General features: G+C 50.2%; 16 protein-coding genes. 5 read left to right on the top strand and 11 right to left on the bottom strand.

Features of this window, described 5'->3' with window-relative positions:
- Positions 1-10: 10 nt before the first annotated feature.
- From ilvA to ilvC, 5 genes are all read right to left on the bottom strand, one after another.
- Positions 11-1,561 (bottom strand): threonine ammonia-lyase, biosynthetic, encoded by a 1,551-nt coding sequence (ilvA, locus tag JYB87_RS17095; protein ID WP_207354643.1) that lies wholly within the window; start codon positions 1,559-1,561, stop codon positions 11-13.
- A 1-nt stretch (position 1,562) separates the two neighbouring features.
- Positions 1,563-3,419 carry a dihydroxy-acid dehydratase gene (gene ilvD / locus JYB87_RS17100; protein ID WP_207354644.1) on the bottom strand — a complete coding sequence of 619 codons (1,857 nt, stop codon included), beginning with the start codon at positions 3,417-3,419 and terminating at the stop codon, positions 1,563-1,565.
- Between the two features lie 56 nt (positions 3,420-3,475).
- Positions 3,476-3,733: an acetolactate synthase 2 small subunit gene (gene ilvM, locus JYB87_RS17105; RefSeq protein WP_207354645.1), complete on the bottom strand. Its 258-nt coding sequence runs from the start codon at positions 3,731-3,733 to the stop codon at positions 3,476-3,478.
- A 2-nt stretch (positions 3,734-3,735) separates the two neighbouring features.
- Complete coding sequence (gene ilvG / locus JYB87_RS17110) at positions 3,736-5,403, bottom strand: acetolactate synthase 2 catalytic subunit (protein WP_207354646.1); 1,668 nt, start codon at positions 5,401-5,403, stop codon at positions 3,736-3,738.
- Between the two features lie 394 nt (positions 5,404-5,797).
- On the bottom strand, positions 5,798-7,279 hold the full coding sequence (ilvC, locus tag JYB87_RS17115; protein WP_207354647.1) for a ketol-acid reductoisomerase: 1,482 nt from the start codon (positions 7,277-7,279) through the stop codon (positions 5,798-5,800).
- A gap of 158 nt (positions 7,280-7,437) precedes the next feature.
- Here ilvC and ilvY point away from each other — a divergent pair, with 158 nt between their 5' ends.
- Positions 7,438-8,310, top strand: a complete 873-nt coding sequence (gene ilvY / locus JYB87_RS17120; protein WP_207354648.1) for an HTH-type transcriptional activator IlvY — start codon at positions 7,438-7,440, stop codon at positions 8,308-8,310.
- A 5-nt stretch (positions 8,311-8,315) separates the two neighbouring features.
- Here the strand turns inward: ilvY and JYB87_RS17125 are convergent, their stop codons facing one another.
- Both JYB87_RS17125 and JYB87_RS17130 read right to left on the bottom strand, forming a co-directional pair.
- Positions 8,316-9,644 carry a hemolysin family protein gene (locus JYB87_RS17125; protein WP_207354649.1) on the bottom strand — a complete coding sequence of 443 codons (1,329 nt, stop codon included), beginning with the start codon at positions 9,642-9,644 and terminating at the stop codon, positions 8,316-8,318.
- Between the two features lie 238 nt (positions 9,645-9,882).
- Positions 9,883-10,122 carry a hypothetical protein gene (locus JYB87_RS17130; protein WP_207354650.1) on the bottom strand — a complete coding sequence of 80 codons (240 nt, stop codon included), beginning with the start codon at positions 10,120-10,122 and terminating at the stop codon, positions 9,883-9,885.
- A 318-nt stretch (positions 10,123-10,440) separates the two neighbouring features.
- On the opposite strand from JYB87_RS17130, the gene JYB87_RS17135 reads away from it, so the two are divergent.
- Positions 10,441-11,958, top strand: coding sequence for a YifB family Mg chelatase-like AAA ATPase (locus JYB87_RS17135; protein WP_207354651.1), 1,518 nt, complete (start codon positions 10,441-10,443; stop codon positions 11,956-11,958).
- Positions 11,959-12,006: 48 nt separating this feature from the next.
- Here the strand turns inward: JYB87_RS17135 and udp are convergent, their stop codons facing one another.
- Entirely contained in the window at positions 12,007-12,765 is a 759-nt protein-coding gene (gene udp / locus JYB87_RS17140; RefSeq protein ID WP_207354652.1) for a uridine phosphorylase, read from the bottom strand.
- 270 nt (positions 12,766-13,035) lie between these two features.
- Here udp and JYB87_RS17145 point away from each other — a divergent pair, with 270 nt between their 5' ends.
- Complete coding sequence (locus JYB87_RS17145) at positions 13,036-13,260, top strand: YdcH family protein (protein ID WP_207354653.1); 225 nt, start codon at positions 13,036-13,038, stop codon at positions 13,258-13,260.
- Positions 13,261-13,305: 45 nt separating this feature from the next.
- On the opposite strand, the gene JYB87_RS17150 is transcribed toward JYB87_RS17145, so the two are convergent.
- A complete protein-coding gene (locus JYB87_RS17150; protein ID WP_207354654.1) occupies positions 13,306-14,481 on the bottom strand; it encodes a type III PLP-dependent enzyme in 1,176 nt (391 codons plus the stop codon).
- A 415-nt stretch (positions 14,482-14,896) separates the two neighbouring features.
- On the bottom strand, positions 14,897-15,379 hold the full coding sequence (locus tag JYB87_RS17155; RefSeq protein WP_207354655.1) for a hypothetical protein: 483 nt from the start codon (positions 15,377-15,379) through the stop codon (positions 14,897-14,899).
- A 100-nt stretch (positions 15,380-15,479) separates the two neighbouring features.
- Here JYB87_RS17155 and JYB87_RS17160 point away from each other — a divergent pair, with 100 nt between their 5' ends.
- Positions 15,480-16,331, top strand: a complete 852-nt coding sequence (locus JYB87_RS17160; protein ID WP_207354656.1) for a mechanosensitive ion channel family protein — start codon at positions 15,480-15,482, stop codon at positions 16,329-16,331.
- 200 nt (positions 16,332-16,531) lie between these two features.
- A complete protein-coding gene (locus tag JYB87_RS17165; RefSeq protein ID WP_228729902.1) occupies positions 16,532-16,735 on the top strand; it encodes a hypothetical protein in 204 nt (67 codons plus the stop codon).
- Between the two features lie 61 nt (positions 16,736-16,796).
- Here JYB87_RS17165 and argH read toward each other — a convergent pair whose 3' ends face one another.
- On the bottom strand, positions 16,797-18,158 hold the full coding sequence (gene argH / locus JYB87_RS17170) for an argininosuccinate lyase (protein WP_207354658.1): 1,362 nt from the start codon (positions 18,156-18,158) through the stop codon (positions 16,797-16,799).
- Positions 18,159-18,207: the final 49 nt, after the last annotated feature.

Consider the following 18,207-nt stretch of genomic DNA (forward strand, 5'->3'; position numbering starts at 1 on the left):
TTGTGTGCAGCTACTTATGTGCTAGGAACAGCTGATACGCAGGACTGTTGGTTTCGTCTTGATAACCAAAGCCGAGCTCGTCCAAGAAGGTGGCAAATGCGGCATCATCCGCCGCAGGCACTTCAAAGCCCGCCAGCACTTGGCCAAAGGCCGCGCCGTGGTTGCGATAGTGGAACAAACTGATATTCCACTTGCTTTGCAGTGTTTGCAGGAACTTCAGCAAGGCACCGGGATGCTCAGGAAACTCAAAGCTAAACAAACGTTCTTGCAGCGCCTCTGGTGGTAAGCCACCGACCATATAACGCACGTGCAATTTCGCGGTTTCATCTTCGGTAAGATCCTGCACAGCAAAGCCATTGCCCACTAAAGAACTAACTAATTCATCTAACTCTGGCTGACCTTGGTTGACCCGAATTCCGGCAAACACCACGGCGCGATCGCGGCCGCTAAAGCGGTAGTTAAACTCGGTAATTGAACGCTTGCCAAGGGTTTCGCAAAACTGCAAAAACGCGCCAGGACGTTCAGGAATCGTCACTGCCAATACCGCTTCTTTGTGTTCGCCGAGTTCGCAGCGCTCTGATACATAACGCAAACTGTGAAAGTTCACGTTGGCACCACTGAGAATGGCCGCCACTTTACGCTCTTCGCCTTGATGCTGGCTCATGTACTTTTTCAAGCCAGCAAGTGACAACGCACCTGCAGGTTCAGCAATCGCACGAGTATCTTCAAAAATATCTTTGATAGCAGCGCAGATTTCATCGGAGGTCACGGTAATGACTTCATCAACATAGTCTTTAGCCAACCGAAACGGTTCAGCGCCGATGCGTTTTACCGCCACGCCGTCAGCAAATAAGCCCACTTGTTCGAGCGTGACCGCTTCACCGGCTTCCATCGCCGCTTTTAAACAGGCAGCGTCGACCGGCTCCACCCCAACAATGGTGACTTCCGGCTTCACCGCTTTGTAGTAGGCTGCGATGCCAGCAATCAAACCACCACCACCCACAGGCACAAACACCACATCCAGATCGCGCTGCTGTTGCAACATCTCTTGGGCAATGGTGCCTTGACCAGCGATCACCGCTTCATCGTCAAACGGCGCGATATAGACACGGCCTTCATCACGTGCCAGCGACATGGCGTATTCATTCGCTTGGTCAAACGCTTGGCCGTGCAACACCACATTGCCGCCGAGGCGACGTACCGCATCGACTTTAATATCTGGCGTGGTGCTTGGCATTACAATCACCGCGCTGATGCCGCGGCTGGCCGCCGATAACGCCACCCCTTGTGCGTGGTTACCGGCCGAGGCACACACCACACCGCAGGCAGCTTCTTCAGCGCTTAACTCGGCAATGCGATTGTAAGCACCGCGCAGTTTGAACGAGTGCACTGGCTGCATATCTTCCCGCTTGAGGAACACATCGCAGCCGAGCCGTGCCGACAGTTTTTTGAGGTTAGACAGCGGCGTCACCTTCGCAACGTCATAGACGCTAGACAGCAAAATCCGCTGTAGATAGTAGTTGGCCAGTGACAGTTGCGACTGGGACGCGAGCGCTAACATATTAATCCTCCAACATGCTGCGATCGCGCACTGCGCCTTTATCTGCGCTAGTGGCCATTAGTGCATAGGCTTTCAATGCCATCGACACCGGGCGTTGACGTGAAACAGGTTTCCACGCTTGGGCGCCTTTGGCTTCCATCGCCGCGCGGCGGGCTGCCAGCTCTTCAGCGCTCACTTTCAGAGATATACCACGGGTTGGAATATCGATTTCGATGATATCGCCAGTTTCAATCAGACCAATTTCACCGCCCGCGGCGGCTTCTGGTGACACGTGACCGATTGACAAACCAGAGGTACCGCCAGAGAAACGGCCATCGGTGATCAGCGCACAAGCTTTACCTAAACCGCGTGATTTCAGGTAGCTGGTTGGGTACAACATCTCTTGCATGCCAGGGCCGCCTTTCGGGCCTTCGTAGCGGATCACCACCACGTCGCCTTCTACCACTTCGCCCCCCAAAATACCTGCTACTGAATCTTCTTGGCTTTCATAAACTCGCGCTTTACCGGTGAATTTCAAAATTGATTCATCCACGCCCGCTGTTTTTACAATACAGCCGTTGGCGGCGATATTACCGAACAACACTGCCAAACCACCTTCTTGACTGAAGGCATGTTCGCGGCTGCGGATACAACCACTTTCGCGGTTATCATCCAGCGTTTCCCAACGGCAATCTTGGCTAAAGGCCACGGTGGTTGGAATACCGGCCGGACCTGCGCGGAAGAATTCTTTCACTGCGGCATCTTCGGTCACCACCACATCATATTTAGCCAGTACATCCGCCAAAGTACCGCCGTTGGCGGCCACGTGTGGTACGTCAGTGTGCAGCAAACCGGCACGAGCTAACTCACCCAAAATACCCATCACGCCACCGGCGCGATGCACATCTTCCATATGGTACAGCGGCGTAGAAGGTGCCACTTTACACAGGTGCGGCACTTTGCGGCTCAATTGGTCGATGTTTGCCATGGTGAAATCAACTTCCGCTTCCTGCGCGGCAGCCAGCAAGTGCAGTACCGTGTTGGATGAACCGCCCATGGCGATATCCAATGTCATGGCGTTTTCAAAGGCTTTAAATGAAGCGATATTACGTGGCAATGCACTGGCATCATCTTGTTGGTAATAACGTTTTGCCAGCTCCATCACCCTACGACCTGCTTCTAAGAACAGCTCGCGACGATCTGCATGAGTCGCCACCAGCGAGCCGTTGCCCGGCAGTGACAGCCCCAAAGCTTCGGTCAAACAGTTCATTGAGTTGGCGGTAAACATGCCTGAGCACGAACCACAGGTTGGACAAGCGCTGCGTTCAATTTTTTCACTGTCTGCATCCGATACACGGTGATCCGCCGCAGCCACCATCGCATCCACCAAATCGAGTTTGATGATCTTGTCTGACAGCTTGGTTTTACCGGCTTCCATTGGGCCGCCAGAAACAAACACTACTGGAATGTTGAGCCGCAGCGCAGCCATCAGCATTCCCGGGGTGATTTTGTCGCAGTTAGAGATACACACCAGCGCATCGGCACAGTGGGCATTGACCATGTATTCCACGCTATCAGCAATCAGCTCGCGTGATGGCAGCGAATACAGCATGCCGCCGTGACCCATGGCGATACCATCATCCACCGCAATGGTGTTGAACTCTTTGGCAATACCGCCCGCTTCTTCGATGGCAGATGCCACCAACGCGCCCATGTCTTTCAGGTGCACATGGCCGGGAACAAACTGAGTAAATGAGTTGGCGATGGCAATAATCGGTTTGCCGAAATCATTGTCTTTAACTCCGGTGGCACGCCACAGGGCGCGAGCTCCGGCCATATTGCGGCCTTCGGTACTGGTGGCAGAACGTAATTTCGGCATTGCTAACTTCCTTTATTTCTTAATGCGTTATCGTGATGGCGGCGTTTGCTTGCATCTCAACCATTCACGGTTTGTGACATGGCGGCGGGCGTGCTAACCACGCAGTGCGTCACATCTAATAATTTGTCCAATTGGCGGCTGAGTAACTCTACTGCTTTATCGCTATCGACCGCCAGATTCAGTTGCAGGTATTTATCATCCTGCTCGGTCATGTTCATACTACAGACGCGAAAACCACGGTGACGGACGACGCGCAGCACGCGTTCTAACACTTCGGGGCGTTGCTCTAAAGTCAGGGCCAGATGATGGATCATGGTTACGCCTCCAAATCTTCAATCATGTCGCTGTTGGCCGCGCCGGGTGGCACCAGCGGCCAAACGTTATAGGTTTCGTCGATACGCACGTGCAGCAGAAAGGCACCCGGCGCATTGAGCATCTCATCCAGCGCGCCGTCAACTTCAGCCGCTTGGGTAATGGTGCGCCCCGGAATATCAAACGCCGATGCCAAGGTGACAAAGTCTGGGTTATCCGACAGGTTGGTTTCGCTGTAGCGCTCGTTAAAAAACAGCTGTTGCCACTGTTTTACCATGCCTAAGCGCTGGTTATCGATCAGCACAATCTTCACCGGCAGTTTACGGCGTTTGATGGTGGTCAGCTCTTGCACGTTCATCATGAATGAGCCATCACCTGAAACGGTCACTACTTTGGCTTCTGGACGAGAAATCTGCGCGCCAATGGCAGCGGGTAGACCAAAACCCATAGTGCCGAAGCCAGCGCTGGAGAGATGATCTTCTGGTTTGCGGAACCACATATGTTGCGCCACCCACATCTGGTGCTGGCCCACATCACAGCTCACCACGCTATCGTTGGGAAGTTTATCGGCCAACTGTTTCAACAGCGCTGGGGCGTAGATCAGTTCGCCCGGACGGTCATAACGCCATGCATATTGCTCAGCAAGTTCGGCCACATGTTGTTGCCAAGGTTTGATGTCCAGCGCGGCGCCTAATTGCGGCAGTAATGTTTGCAGTTCACCGGTCAAGGTGACTTGCGGCTGACGCAGTTTGCCTTGTTCGGCGGCGTCGATATCTAAGTGAACCACTTTGGCGTGCGGGGCGAAGGTATTGAGTTTACCAGTTACGCGGTCATCGAAGCGGGCGCCGACTACCACCAGCAAATCACTTTCTTGTACGGCGTGGTTCGCGGCCTGATTGCCGTGCATCCCGAGCATGCCCAAGTAACCCGCAGTATGCGGTTCAACCGCACCGAGGGCTTTTAAGGTACACACAGATGGCATGCCAGTACGGGCGATAAAATCTCGCAATTGAGGTACCGCGCCGGCCATACCAACCCCGCCGCCAACATACAACATCGGCTGTTGCGCATTGGCAATCAGCGCATTGGCTGCAGCTACTGCGGCACTATCCACCGGGATTTGGGCGGCAACGGATTGTAATGGGGTTTTATATTCGAGTTGGGCGACTTGGATATCGCGTGGAATATCCACCAGCACAGGGCCCGGACGACCAGCAGCTGCAATTTCAAAGGCGCGATACAGCGTCGGTACCAGTTCGTCTAGGCTGGTGACCATAAAGCTGTGTTTAGTGCAGGACAAACTCATGCCCAACACATCCATCTCTTGGAACGCATCAGTACCAATCACCGCAGACGACACTTGGCCGGTAATCGCCACTACAGGCACTGAGTCCATCATCGCATCGGCAAGGCCAGTGACAAGGTTAGTGGCACCGGGGCCTGAGGTAGCAAAACAGACACCGACTTTACCGCTGGCACGGGCATAACCCACCGCAGCAAAGGCTGCACCTTGTTCGTGACGACAGAGCAGGTGTTGTACCGAACTGCCATAGATTGCATCGTAAATCGGCATGATGGCACCACCTGGATAACCAAATACCGTATCAACTCCGTGGGCAGCCAGAACTTCAATTACTGCCTGACTACCGCTGATTGTCTGCCCTTGTTCCATTCGTTAGGTTCTCGTTTTGCCCGTTAATCGCCCCAGAAATGAAAAACCCCCGATCCTTTCGGAGCGGGGGTTTCGATGATTCTCAGGACCTTTAGGTCAATCTTCCTGCCATGCGCCACCCCCGCGGTGACTTAATAATCACTGCGATAATAATCACGAGGAGGAGGTTGAGGCTGAAGTTCATGTTTAGATGACCAATCCTGCTGATATAAAAATTGCTTATTTGCTAGCGCGGAGCCTAGCTCCCGCGGTTCAGTAAATAAGCAATATCATAAAGGCTTTTATGAACACAATAAAAAATTTGCAAATCTGTTAAATTTTTTACTGCTATGACTCCCCGTTCACAAAAAAATCGTCAACGGGTGCCGCGTACGGCAACCCGTTGACCTAAGCGTCAAGAGTCTAAGCTAATACGTTTCATATCAGTCATATAACCGCGCAGTTCTTCACCGATATATTCCACATCGGTATTGCGGATTGCGCTGTTAACTTCGATCAAGCGTTGGTTGTCGACTTGGTTTGAGGTTTCTTTCAAACCTGCCCCCAAATACTCTGGTGACATTGCATTGACGTAGTCACGCAGCATTGGAATCGCAGCATGGTTGAACAAGTAGCAACCGTATTCTGCAGTATCAGAGATCACCACGTTCATTTCGTACAAACGCTTACGTGCGATAGTGTTAGCAATCAATGGCGTTTCATGCAGTGATTCGTAGTAAGCCGATTCTTCGATGATGCCAGAAGCCACCATGGTATCGAACGCCAACTCAACACCCGCTTTGATCATCGCTACCAAGAAGATGGCTTTATCGAAGTATTCTTGTTCATCGATGTGCTCATCACACTCAGGTGCTTTTTCAAAACCCGCGTTGTTGGTGTCTTCACGCCAGCCCAACAGATTTTTATCGTCGTTAGCCCAGTCTTCCATCATCACGCGGGAAAATTCGCCGCTGATGATGTCATCCATGTGTTTTTCAAACAGCGGTTGCAGAATACCTTTCAGCTCTTCAGCAATTTCAAACGCTTTGATTTTGGCTGGGTTGCTCAGACGATCCATCATGTTGGTGATGCCGCCGTGTTTCAGCGCTTCAGTGATGGTTTCGTAGCCTTGTTGGATCAACTTAGCGGCATAGCCAGGTTCAACACCGTCAGCTACCATTTTGTCGTAGCCCAAGATAGCGCCAGTTTGCAGCATGCCACACAGGATGGTTTGTTCGCCCATCAAGTCTGATTTCACTTCTGCAATGAATGATGATTGCAGTACGCCGGCACGGTCACCACCGGTAGCACTGGCGTAAGCTTTGGCGATTTCCCAGCCATCGCCATTTGGATCGTTTTCTGGGTGAACCGCAATCAGCGTTGGTACACCGAAACCACGCTTGTATTCTTCACGTACTTCAGTACCTGGACACTTAGGTGCAACCATCACAACTGTGATGTCTGGACGCACTTGCATGCCTTCTTCAACGATGTTGAAACCGTGTGAGTAGGCCAACACTGAGCCTTGTTTCATCAGTGGCATTACCGCACCAACGACTTTGCTGTGCTGTTTGTCTGGCGTCAGGTTCAGTACCATATCCGCCGTAGGGATCAGCTCTTCAAAGGTACCCACTTTAAAGCCGTTTTCGCTGGCGCGTTTGAATGAAGCACGTTTTTCAGCAATCGCTTCTGGGCGCAGCGCGTAAGAAATATTCAGGCCTGAATCACGCATGTTCAAACCTTGGTTTAGACCTTGAGCACCACAACCGAGAATGACGATGTTCCAGTCCTTGATATATTCGCAACCGTTCGCAAATTCACTGCGATCCATGAAGCGACATTGTCCCAATTGCGCCAATTTTTCGCGCAAACTCAGTGTGTTGAAGTAATTTGCCATTGTGCTCACCTGTGTGACTAAATTCGGTTGCCGCATCCCCCAAGGACGCGGCGATGGAGCTAATATAGACGATGATTATGATTGCGAAAATTGATATATTCGGCATACTACGTTGCAAATTATGCAACATAATACCTAAGTATTAAGGGCACTCGGCAATGGATATTCGTGCGATACGGCTTTACCTCGATCTCTGCGAAACGCTGCACTTTGGTCAGACCGCTGCCAACCTGCACGTCAGCCCATCTACCCTAAGCCGGGTGTTACAGCGTTTAGAAGAGGAAGTCGGCAGTAAGTTGATGGAGCGAGATAATCGCACTGTCTCGCTCACCCACGCGGGTAAGCTGTTTCGCCAATATGCCCAAGACACTCAAAACCGCTGGTTTCAATTACGCCAAGAGTTGGATTCGGACAAAAATTTGCTGCGCGGCACACTGCAACTTTATTGCTCGGTGACCGCCGCCTACAGTCATCTGCCAGCGCTTATTGATAAGTTTCGTCGCCAGCAACCGCTCGTCGATATCAGCTTGATCACCGGTGATGCAGCCAACGCGGTACGCGAACTGCAAAACCAGCGCGCCGATATCGCCATTGCCGCACTGCCAGAAGATTTTCCTAGCCAACTGCACTTTTCGCCCATCGGTAAAGTCGCGCTGTCGGTGATTGCGCCGGCGATTCAATGTCAATTGCAAACCCTGCTCAATCAATCCCCTATTCCGTGGGAAAAGCTGCCGTATATTGTGCCTGACCATGGCCCTGGGCGGTTACGGATGGAACGCTGGTTTGCGGCGATGGGGATTAACGCCAACATTTATGCTCAAGTGGGCGGCCATGAAGCGATTGTGCCGATGGTGGCAGTGGGATGTGGCGTCAGTATCACGCCGCAAGTGGTGGTCAACAACAGCCCGATGATGGATCGCATTCGACAGCTAGAATCGCCTATCGCCATCGCCCCGTTTGAACTGGGCTGTTGTTGCAAGAAAAAGCGCATGAAAGACCCACTGATTAAGGCCTTTCTCGATATCCTTTAATTGCGCTATGACTTACTCGGGTCGAGTTTGACTGGCACAATCTCTTCCACATTGATACGGGTCACCAACAACTGATCAACCTTGTAGCTGTCGATATCGACCACTTCAAACTTGTAACCCGCAAAGTTAACCGAGTCGGTCCGCTTCGGAATTTTACGCAGCATATACATCATAAAACCGGCCACGGTTTCATAGTTTTGGCTCTGCGGAAATTCGTCAATATTGAAGGCACGCATCACGTCGCTGATCGGGGTTACCCCGTCCACCAGCCATGAGTTGGCATCACGGGCAACAATCTGCTCTTCGGTTTCATGCAGCGACCAAGCGCCCATCACCGCACTTTGCAGGTCGTTCGAGGTAACAATCCCCACCACTAACGCATATTCGTTCATCACGATAGCGAAATCGGTGCGTTGCTGACGGAAATACTCCATCGCCTCTGACATGCTCAGCGTGTCCGGCACAATCAGACTCGGATGCACTAACGAACTGTCATTGAGGTCAATCGGCTTACCGTTAATTACTCGTACCAGCAACTCTTTCGCATCCACATAGCCTTTGATGTTATCCAGCGGGCCATCACACACAAGGAATTTACTGTAAGGATGCTCACTGATCTTGGATTTAATCACGTCTTCTGTTTCTTGCAGACGAAAGAACACTAAGCCTTCACGGGCGGTCATCGCCGAGGTCACGCTGAGCGATTGCATCTCAAATACGTTTTCAATCATCTGCTGCTCTTCTTTATCGAGCACACCGGCCTCAGCGCCTGCATCCATAATGGCGTAGATATCATCTGAAGTGATTTCATCTTTACGCACCATCGGCAGATGAAACAGTTTCATAATGGCGGTCGCCAAGCTGTTGAACAGCCACACCAGTGGCCGCAGCAACTTGATACACACCAACATTGGCCCCACCAGATTGACCGCGATGCGCTCCGGCATCACCATCGCAATACGCTTTGGCATCAGATCAGCCAGCAAAATAAATAAGCTGGTCACCATGATAAATGACAAGGCAAAACTCACCTGCGCGAGCCAAGGTTCAGGTAAAACACCTGCTAACAGTTGGGTAAAATAGGGGGTAAAGGCACTTTCGCCCACAATACCGCCCATGATAGCCACCGCATTAAGGCCAATCTGCACCACGGTAAAGAAGTTGCCCGGTGCCGCTTGCAAGGTCAGCACCTTTTCGGCGCGAATATCACCCTCATCCATCATCTGCCGCAAACGGATCTTACGCGCAGCCGCTAAGGCAATTTCCGACATCGAAAATAAACAGCTAACAGCAATTAACACTATGACTAATAAAAGATTTTCAAACACACTCATAAATCACCTGAAACAGGCGCAAATTCTGAGTTGTTGAATTTGCGCTGCTCTTTTTTGAAACTGGCACAGGTTCTTGCTGCTAACCACGATGGCAATGAACAGGCCTTGCTCACTATTTGAGGAGGGAATACTTAAAAAACGTACATATTATAATCGGTTACTCGTTAAAAGATAGCATCCAATTATGTGCGCTGTGAGCATACAGGTGAAAGATGAAGCGAAGATGTCAAACGCGCTCTCAGGACTTAGGCAGCGTTTCAATGCGACGGTAGCCCATCTCATTCAACTGGTCATTGACGCAATCGAGCAGATAATCAGCCAACTCGTCTTTAATAATTTCATCTTCTACTGCCATCTGCTTACAGACTTGCAGTAACTGCTTAACGTCAGCCGCACTGGCTTCAGGTAAAGCTTCATCTTCTGCAAACACCGCAGGGGTCGCCACCAATAACACGGCTAACAGCGCCAACGCTCTCATATCGTCTCCTTGCATCGACACACACATCGGCTGACATACCCATGCCAGCCTTCATTTGCGCACAATCTATCACTGCGCTAGGCGCCAAGATAACGAAATATTTTCACCGTGACTGACAGTAAATTTGCTCAGTGCCAATCATGCTAATTTGCTGAATTTTAGTAAAATTTGTCTGATTAATCGCCATTATCAGCCACATTATTCAGCCATTGATTGATGAGTGTTCAACGGCAGTTTACAAAATTACTGCTACACTGAATTAGCACCACCTAAAACAGTACAAAAATCATCGAAAATTCATAGACAAAGGGAATTGTCATGGCAATAGCTCGCGTTGCCACCCGTGCAGCTAACGGTGTGGATGCTCCACAAGTGTGGGTTGAAGCCCACCTCGCAAACGGCTTACCAGCCTTTACCTTGGTTGGCTTACCCGAAACCTCCGTTCGAGAAGCCCGCGAGCGGGTTCGCAGTGCCATCATCAATGCCGGCTTCGAATTCCCGATGCGGCGCATCACTATCAATCTCGCTCCAGCTGATCTGCCCAAACAGGGTGGCCGTTATGATCTGCCAATAGCCATCGGCATTTTGGCGGCATCCGGCCAGTTGCCGATTAAATCGCTCGAAGGTTGGGAGTTTGTCGGCGAGCTGGCGCTAAGCGGCGAGGTGCGTGGCTGCAACGGCTTGCTGCCAGTGATTATTGAAGCGCGCAAACTCGGCACCAGTTTGATCATGCCGCAAGCTAACCGCAATGATGCCGAACTGGTGGGCTATCAACAGGTACAATTGGCAGCCCATCTGCAACACATCGTGGCGTTTTTGCATGGTCAACAGCAACTGCCGGGGATTAATGCCAGCCCAGATTGGGTCTCACCACCGCCAGCAGCCGTCGGCTGTTTAAGTGAAGTTATCGGCCAATACCAAGCTAAGCAGGCGTTAGAAATCGCCGCCGCAGGCAATCATAATCTGCTGTTTCTTGGCCCACCGGGGACTGGCAAATCGATGCTCGCCAGCCGGATTCTCTCCTTACTGCCAACAATGGATTACGAAGAGGCGCTGCAAGTATCAGCGATTCATTCGGTGGCGGGCATGCCGCTCGCCCCACAGCAGTTTTTTCAGCGGCCATTTCGCGCGCCACATCATACGAGTTCGGCGATTTCACTGGTTGGCGGCGGCAGCATTCCCAAACCGGGCGAGATCTCGCTGGCGCATTTGGGCGTATTGTTTTTGGATGAAGTGGCCGAGTTCCCGCGTAAGGTGCTCGATTGCCTGCGTGAGCCGATGGAAACCGGCGAGGTAGTGATTTCGCGCGCCGCCGCTAAGCTCAAATTCAATGCTAGGTTTCAGCTAATTGCCGCGATGAACCCAAGCCCCTGTGGTGATTCAGGGCCAGAAAGCCGCGCCTCACCAGAGCAGATTCGGCGTTACCTATCCCGCCTGTCGGGGCCATTTATTGACCGCTTTGATTTGACCGTGGAAGTGCCCAAACTGCCACCCGGCACCCTCACCGCCGATAGCGGTGATGGCGAAACCAGTGCCAGCATTGCCCAACGTGTCGCCAGAGCACGTCAAACCCAACTGCAACGAGCAGGAAAATTAAATAACGAACTGTCGGGCAGCGAGCTAAAACAAGCAGGGTTTGCCGCCGCGGATCTGGTGTTTTTAGAACAGAGTGTCACCAAATTAGGCTTATCAGTCCGCAGTTTTCATCGCTTGCAGCGTGTTGCCCGTACGATTGCAGATTTGGCCGAATCGCCCATCGTGGAACGGCGCCATATTGCCCAAGCATTGGGTTATCGCGCCATGGACAGGCTGCTGGCCAACCTGTCCCGCCAGTAACCGTTATGCTGTTACTCGGTGACCATTAGCTGATGACGCCGCCGCAGCTTAGGCTAATAATTTACGCGCGGCGGCAACGACGACGCTAATCGCTTTGGTTTCAGTGGCTTTGATGACCGCTTCATCAGGGATCTCTTGCTGAGTGCGGTTAACAATCACCCCAGCGACACAGGCAGCACGCCAGCCTTGACTGGCACACATAGTAAACAAGGTGGCAGATTCCATCTCGTAGTTGAGTACCCCAAGCTCCTGCCAGTGTTTCAATGAACCTTGGAAACGTTGGGTCACGCGGCCATTAACCGTGTCATAACGCTCTTGCCCTGGATAGAAGGTATCTGATGAAGCCGTAATACCCACGTGCGGCTCAACACCTTGCTCACGTGCGGCAGCCACTAATGCTGAAGTACAGGCAAAATCCGCCACCGCTGGGTATTCCAGTGGTGCAAAGTGCTGACTGGCCCCATCAAGCCGTACTGACGCCTGTGACACAATCAAATCGCCCACATTCACCTTACTCTGAATTGCACCAGTGGTGCCAATACGCAGGAAGGTACGAATGCCCAACTGGGCTAACTCTTCCACCGCAATCGAGGTCGAAGGGCCGCCAATACCGGTAGAGCAGATCACTACTGCTTGGCCATCAAGCTTGCCTAAATAGGAGGTAAATTCGCGCTGACTCGCAAGAAACTGTGGCTCATCAAGTAACGCGGCGATGCGTTTAACCCGTTCAGGATCACCAGGAATAATGGCTAATTCGGCACCTTGCAGCATGTCGCGGGTTAAGCCCAAATGAAATACATCCGCCATAAATACAACCTTTTCAAAAAGTTAATAAACGATACAGGCGAAGAAAGCGCGCTGAGGAGTAAGATTACCTGAATCAATCTCGGAACGCTATTGACCATATAAATAAACTTGCGTTCAAATTTAAAGACAATAACCAATTTGAAGGCTTTTTTTGAAGGCTGATTAAAACACGCTACTATTAAATTCTTGCTGTTTTTGTTAGGCAAAGGAGTTAGCCCAAAATAGCGAAAACAGTAAGCGTCACTTCCATTCAACGTAAAGGAGTTGCCTATGTTTTCAGAATACAGCGCGTTGGTTGATCAGCTCAAAGCCGACGATAGCCTGTTCCTCAAGTTGTTTAATGAACACGAACAGCTGGATAAAGAGATTCAGAAAAAGGAACGCCATCCTGCGAGCGAATTTACTTCCGAACTAAAACAGTTGAAGAAACGCAAGCTAGAACTTAAAGAACAACTCTTTGATATTTTGAAGGAACAACCTGCATACAAGCATTAAATGACAAGGGCGCCAGCGGCGCCCTTGTTGATCTCTAGCATAAACTTACAGGTAGTAAGCGTGCAGCGGAGGGAAACCGTTAAAGCAAACGGCTGAATAAGTGGTGGTATAAGCACCGGTGGTTAGCCAGTACAAACGGTCACCAATCTCTAGATCGTTCGGCAGACCGTAAGCATATTGCTCATACATGATGTCAGCACTGTCGCACGTTGGTCCAGCGATAACACAACGTTCCAAATCACCTTTCTTCTCAGTGAAGATCGGGAATTTAATCGCTTCATCCATGGTCTCGATCAAACCACTGAACTTACCTACGTCGGTAAATACCCAACGCTCAAGCGCCGTGTGCGATTTACGGCTAATCAATACCACTTCAGAGACCAATACACCGGCATTGGAGATCAGTGAACGACCTGGTTCCAAAATGATACGCGGCATATCTTCACCGAAATCTTCCATCAGGAAGTAGTGGATCTGCTCGGCATAAGTTTGCAGGCTGTTGGTTGGGTCAAGATAGTTTGCAGGGAAACCACCGCCCATGTTGATCATCTGCAGCACGATGCCATGCTCGTCACGCAAACGGTCAAAAATCATCTTTACTTTGGCAATTGCCGCATCCCACGCACCGATATCACGTTGCTGAGAACCCACGTGGAAAGAGATGCCGTAAGGCTCCAATCCCAGCTCTTTGGCCAGTACTAACAGTTCATATGCCATTTCGTTTTGGCAACCAAACTTACGTGACAGCGGCCAATCGGCAGTTTCTGTACCTTCAGTCAAAATACGCACGTATACGCGAGAACCCGGTGCTTCTTCAGCAATCATACGTAGATCTGGCTCTGAGTCAGAGGCAAACATACGCACGCCGCGGTTATAAAACTCACGCACATCTTTACGCTTTTTGATGGTGTTGCCGTAACTGACACGATCAGGCGTTACACCAATATCCATCACCATATCCAACTCGTAGATAGACGCGATATCAAAGTTTGAACCTTTATCACGCAGTAACGAGAGGATCTCTTTGGCAGGGTTCGCTTTAACAGCATAAAACACGTCAGCTTGTGGAAAAGCACCCACCATATCATCGTACTGTTTAGAGATGATATTGGTATCAATCACCACAAATGGCGTTGGTTTGCTGTCAGCAAACGCCTTAATTTTGCTAAAAGTTTCGCTGTCGTAGTAATCAGCTACGTCAATAGCATGGAATTGGCTCATTAGCCTTCATTCTCCTTAAGTGATGCGGCGATAAATACTAGCCGTGTCAGGTTGAAAAACGTGCGCAGTAGACGACATTTTTCTCTGTGATGCAATGAATTTTTGCCGTCAAAGAGTAAATTTTTATGCAGTTTGGCAATCGATTTTTACAACCTCAAAAAACGCGCTTAAAATCAATTTATTACCAATCAAAAGCAGCTGACTTAACTAACAACGTTATGCAATAAAGCACCACATTTATGTAACAAAATCCTGCTACTGCGCTGCACTCAACCGTCGCACTAACTGCAGAGTATAGATGATGGGGAGGTGATCTAAATGACAAGCCGATGTTTGCTAAGGAAAAGGAGTAAACAGAACTGAACACTCAGCGCCGTCAGAGCCTATGAATGGCCCACGGCGCACGGTTTGACGATTATTTCATTAGCTCAGTGAGCACATATTTCAGTGCCTCGGCTTTATCAAAATAGCGGATTTGGGTGACCTGCATTGCATCAACATCTAACAGTGCCGCAGTGCCTTTTGCTGCAGGGTAAAATTTAGTGGCCTCGCCCTCTTTATCAAGCGCAATCACGTAACTAAGTTCCTGCATTTTGGGTTGTGCCACAAATTTCAAAATGAGAGATGGCATGCCGCTGACATCGGCGACATACACCAAGCCTAACTGTTGCAACTGTGCAGTGGTCATGCCCTCTAGCGCGGTTCTGGCAACCTCGGCGCCATCCATCGATCGAGAAAATAAAATCCAGCGGGTTTTACTGTCAACCACGATGGGTTGCTCAAATTGGTCTGCTAAAGCCAGCTCCGTCAAATGATCACCAATGGCGTACTCGCTTGCAGTGGTTAGCGAGCATTGCAACATAGTCAAAAAAAACAGCATTAGCTTTACTGATTTCATCTCTTACCTTTGTCGTTCGTTGTATATTGAGAGCGCCAAATTGGCTAAAAATCACCATAGCACAATCTAAATTAATAAACTGCGGCTTAAGGAGCAAAGCATGGCAGAAAATGGAATAGGTACTGAAATTGCCCAGTTACAACAAGTTTATCAAGTAGTTGTTGAATTTTTGGTGAATTACAGCTTTCAAATTATTGGTGCGCTGATCATCTTTTTGCTGGGTCTCTGGGTAGCAAATAAAGTTGCCACCCTTGTACGTAAGCAGATGGATAGCCACGATATCGACGTGACCCTAACGAGTTTCGTTAGCAATCTGGTGCGGCTGATTGTGATTATCATGGTGGCGGTGATCTGCCTCGGTAAACTGGGGATCAGTGTGACGCCTATGGTGGCCGCGATTGGTGCCGCATCGCTCGGTGCTGGTTTGGCGGTACAAGGCATGCTATCCAACTATGCCGCAGGGATTACCATTATCGTCACTCGCCCATTCGTGGTGGGCAATACCATCACCATCAAAGAGATTACTGGGCAGGTGGAAGAGATCCATCTTGGGGTCACCACCCTCACCAATGAAGAAGGTGAGTTAATCAGTATCCCCAACAAACATATTGTGGGTGAAATCCTGCATAACTCATTTGAGAACAAGTTGGTTGAACTACATTTCAATGTCGATTTTCAGACAGATCCGCAACAGGTGATCAGCCTGATAGAACAGGTATTGCGAGCATTCAACCAAGTCGATACTTCGAAGCCACTGCAAGTCGGCATTAATGATTTTTCAGACGCAGGATTTGGCTTTGGCGTGCGCTATTGGGTACCGACTGCCAGTTATTTTCAGGACAAATATAAAATAAATTTGGCGATTTGGAATGCGCTACAACATGCTGGCATCAACATTTCCACCCCTGTGAGAACGGTTATAATTGTGGAAAATCGGCCAAAAATTGACTGAGTTCAATTTATTGACGAATTGTTGTATTTCGGACTGGCTTACGTTGGCAAAGCTAGGTAAATTGTCTCTGCTCATTAAGTGAGCTGCAGCTAATTTTTGCTGCTCCGTCTTTAATCTATTGGCATCAATTATCAACCAACAGAAGACAACAATTTATGGTCCATCTACAAGAAAAATACCAAGAAAGGCGACGGACCGCCGTGCCAAATGAGGAAGTTTGGCATTCGCTCAATGCAGAGCAAAAAATGGCATTATATCGACTACAGGGATACGGTTATCGTTTGCTGTTTGTCAGACAGTTGTTCGCTGGTCCTTTAGCGATTATCGCTCAATTTGACCAACTGGCAACGATAAGCAGTGATGGTGCTGTCGATTTATCACCATCTATAACCTTGCGCGCCTAGCGCAAAATAAAAAAGGGAAGCTCGGCTTCCCTTTTTTATTTATATCGCGTCATCAACTCGCTTATTTCTTCGCGGCTAACGCTGCTTTCACTTGTTGTACCGCAGTACCACCCAACACATCGCGTTTCTGCAAACAGGCTTCAATGGTCAGGTTCGGATAAACATCCTCGCCAATGACATTCGCAAAGCCTTGCAGTTGCTCCAGTGGCAACTCTTCAATCGCTTTACCTTCGCTAATAGCTTGCACCACCACTTCGCCTACCACATGGTGCGCTTCGCGGAATGGCATGCCTTTACTCACCAAGTAGTCAGCCAATTCGGTGGCGTTAGCATAACCTTGCTGTGCCGCGGTGCGGGCGTTGTCGCGGTTCACTTTTACGCCTTCGAGCACCAATGCCGCCATTTTCAGACACAAGCTCCAGCTGTCGATTACATCAAACAGCCCTTCTTTGTCTTCCTGCATGTCTTTGTTGTATGCCAGCGGCAGTGCTTTCATGGTGGTGAGAATGCCCACCAGCGAACCATAAACCCGCCCGGCTTTACCGCGGATCAGCTCCAGCGCATCGGGGTTTTTCTTCTGTGGCATCAAAGATGAGCCGGAAGTGACGTTATCCGCCAATTCGATAAAGTTGGCTTCGCCAGAGTTAAAGAAGATCATATCTTCTGCCATGCGGCTCAAATGCAACATGCTGATTGATGCGTTGGAACACAACTCAACCACGTGGTCACGATCCGACACGCTATCTAAGCTGTTCAGTGTTGGCCCTGCAAAATTGAGGCTTTTTGCCAGCGCATAACGATCAATCGGATAAGCGGTACCGGCAAGTGCGCCGCTACCGAGTGGGCAAGTATTGAGGCGATTCATGGTGTCTTCGAGGCGAGAAATATCACGCTCAAACATCTCCACATAGGCCAGCGCCCAATGACCAAAGGTCACAGGTTGTGCCCGTTGCAGATGGGTATACCCAGGCATGACGGCATCGACCTCACGCGCAGCGACGGCGAGCATCTCTTGCCGTAAGCCTTGCAGTAATTCAAGCACAGCAGCGCCTTCCTCTTTACACCAGAGTTTCAAGTCAGTCGCGACTTGGTCGTTACGTGAACGGCCGGTGTGCAGCTTTTTGCCGAGATCGCCGACCTTTTCAATCAGCTTTTGCTCCACGAAACTGTGAATATCTTCGGCGCCGGAAGCAACGATCTGTGCTGGTTCAGCGCGTACTTCATCGAGCAGTTCCGCCAATGCTTGGTGCAACGCGCTTAGCTCATCGCTGGTCAGAATGCCGACACTAGCAATCGCCGTTGCCCACGCAACAGAGCCTTGAATATCTTGCTCAACCAGTCGATAGTCCACTGGCAATGAGTCGTTGAACAGTTGAAACAGCTCGCTGCTAGGACCGCTGAATCTGCCACCCCATAACGCCATGATAAATCCCTCGTATTTGGTTCAATAAAAAAGGGCGCCGCGGCGCCCT

Source organism: Shewanella avicenniae (assembly GCF_017354945.1).
Lineage (GTDB): Bacteria > Pseudomonadota > Gammaproteobacteria > Enterobacterales > Shewanellaceae > Shewanella > Shewanella avicenniae.

Excerpts from the sequence above, each read along its gene's own strand:
- ilvA (WP_207354643.1), bottom strand. The coding sequence starts at position 1,561 with ATGTTAGCGCTCGCGTCCCAGTCGCAACTGTCACTGGCCAACTACTAT.
- ilvD (WP_207354644.1), bottom strand. The coding sequence starts at position 3,419 with ATGCCGAAATTACGTTCTGCCACCAGTACCGAAGGCCGCAATATGGCC.
- ilvM (WP_207354645.1), bottom strand. The coding sequence starts at position 3,733 with ATGATCCATCATCTGGCCCTGACTTTAGAGCAACGCCCCGAAGTGTTA.
- ilvG (WP_207354646.1), bottom strand. The coding sequence starts at position 5,403 with ATGGAACAAGGGCAGACAATCAGCGGTAGTCAGGCAGTAATTGAAGTT.
- ilvC (WP_207354647.1), bottom strand. The coding sequence starts at position 7,279 with ATGGCAAATTACTTCAACACACTGAGTTTGCGCGAAAAATTGGCGCAA.
- ilvY (WP_207354648.1), top strand. The coding sequence starts at position 7,438 with ATGGATATTCGTGCGATACGGCTTTACCTCGATCTCTGCGAAACGCTG.
- JYB87_RS17125 (WP_207354649.1), bottom strand. The coding sequence starts at position 9,644 with ATGAGTGTGTTTGAAAATCTTTTATTAGTCATAGTGTTAATTGCTGTT.
- JYB87_RS17130 (WP_207354650.1), bottom strand. The coding sequence starts at position 10,122 with ATGAGAGCGTTGGCGCTGTTAGCCGTGTTATTGGTGGCGACCCCTGCG.
- JYB87_RS17135 (WP_207354651.1), top strand. The coding sequence starts at position 10,441 with ATGGCAATAGCTCGCGTTGCCACCCGTGCAGCTAACGGTGTGGATGCT.
- udp (WP_207354652.1), bottom strand. The coding sequence starts at position 12,765 with ATGGCGGATGTATTTCATTTGGGCTTAACCCGCGACATGCTGCAAGGT.
- JYB87_RS17145 (WP_207354653.1), top strand. The coding sequence starts at position 13,036 with ATGTTTTCAGAATACAGCGCGTTGGTTGATCAGCTCAAAGCCGACGAT.
- JYB87_RS17150 (WP_207354654.1), bottom strand. The coding sequence starts at position 14,481 with ATGAGCCAATTCCATGCTATTGACGTAGCTGATTACTACGACAGCGAA.
- JYB87_RS17155 (WP_207354655.1), bottom strand. The coding sequence starts at position 15,379 with ATGAAATCAGTAAAGCTAATGCTGTTTTTTTTGACTATGTTGCAATGC.
- JYB87_RS17160 (WP_207354656.1), top strand. The coding sequence starts at position 15,480 with ATGGCAGAAAATGGAATAGGTACTGAAATTGCCCAGTTACAACAAGTT.
- argH (WP_207354658.1), bottom strand. The coding sequence starts at position 18,158 with ATGGCGTTATGGGGTGGCAGATTCAGCGGTCCTAGCAGCGAGCTGTTT.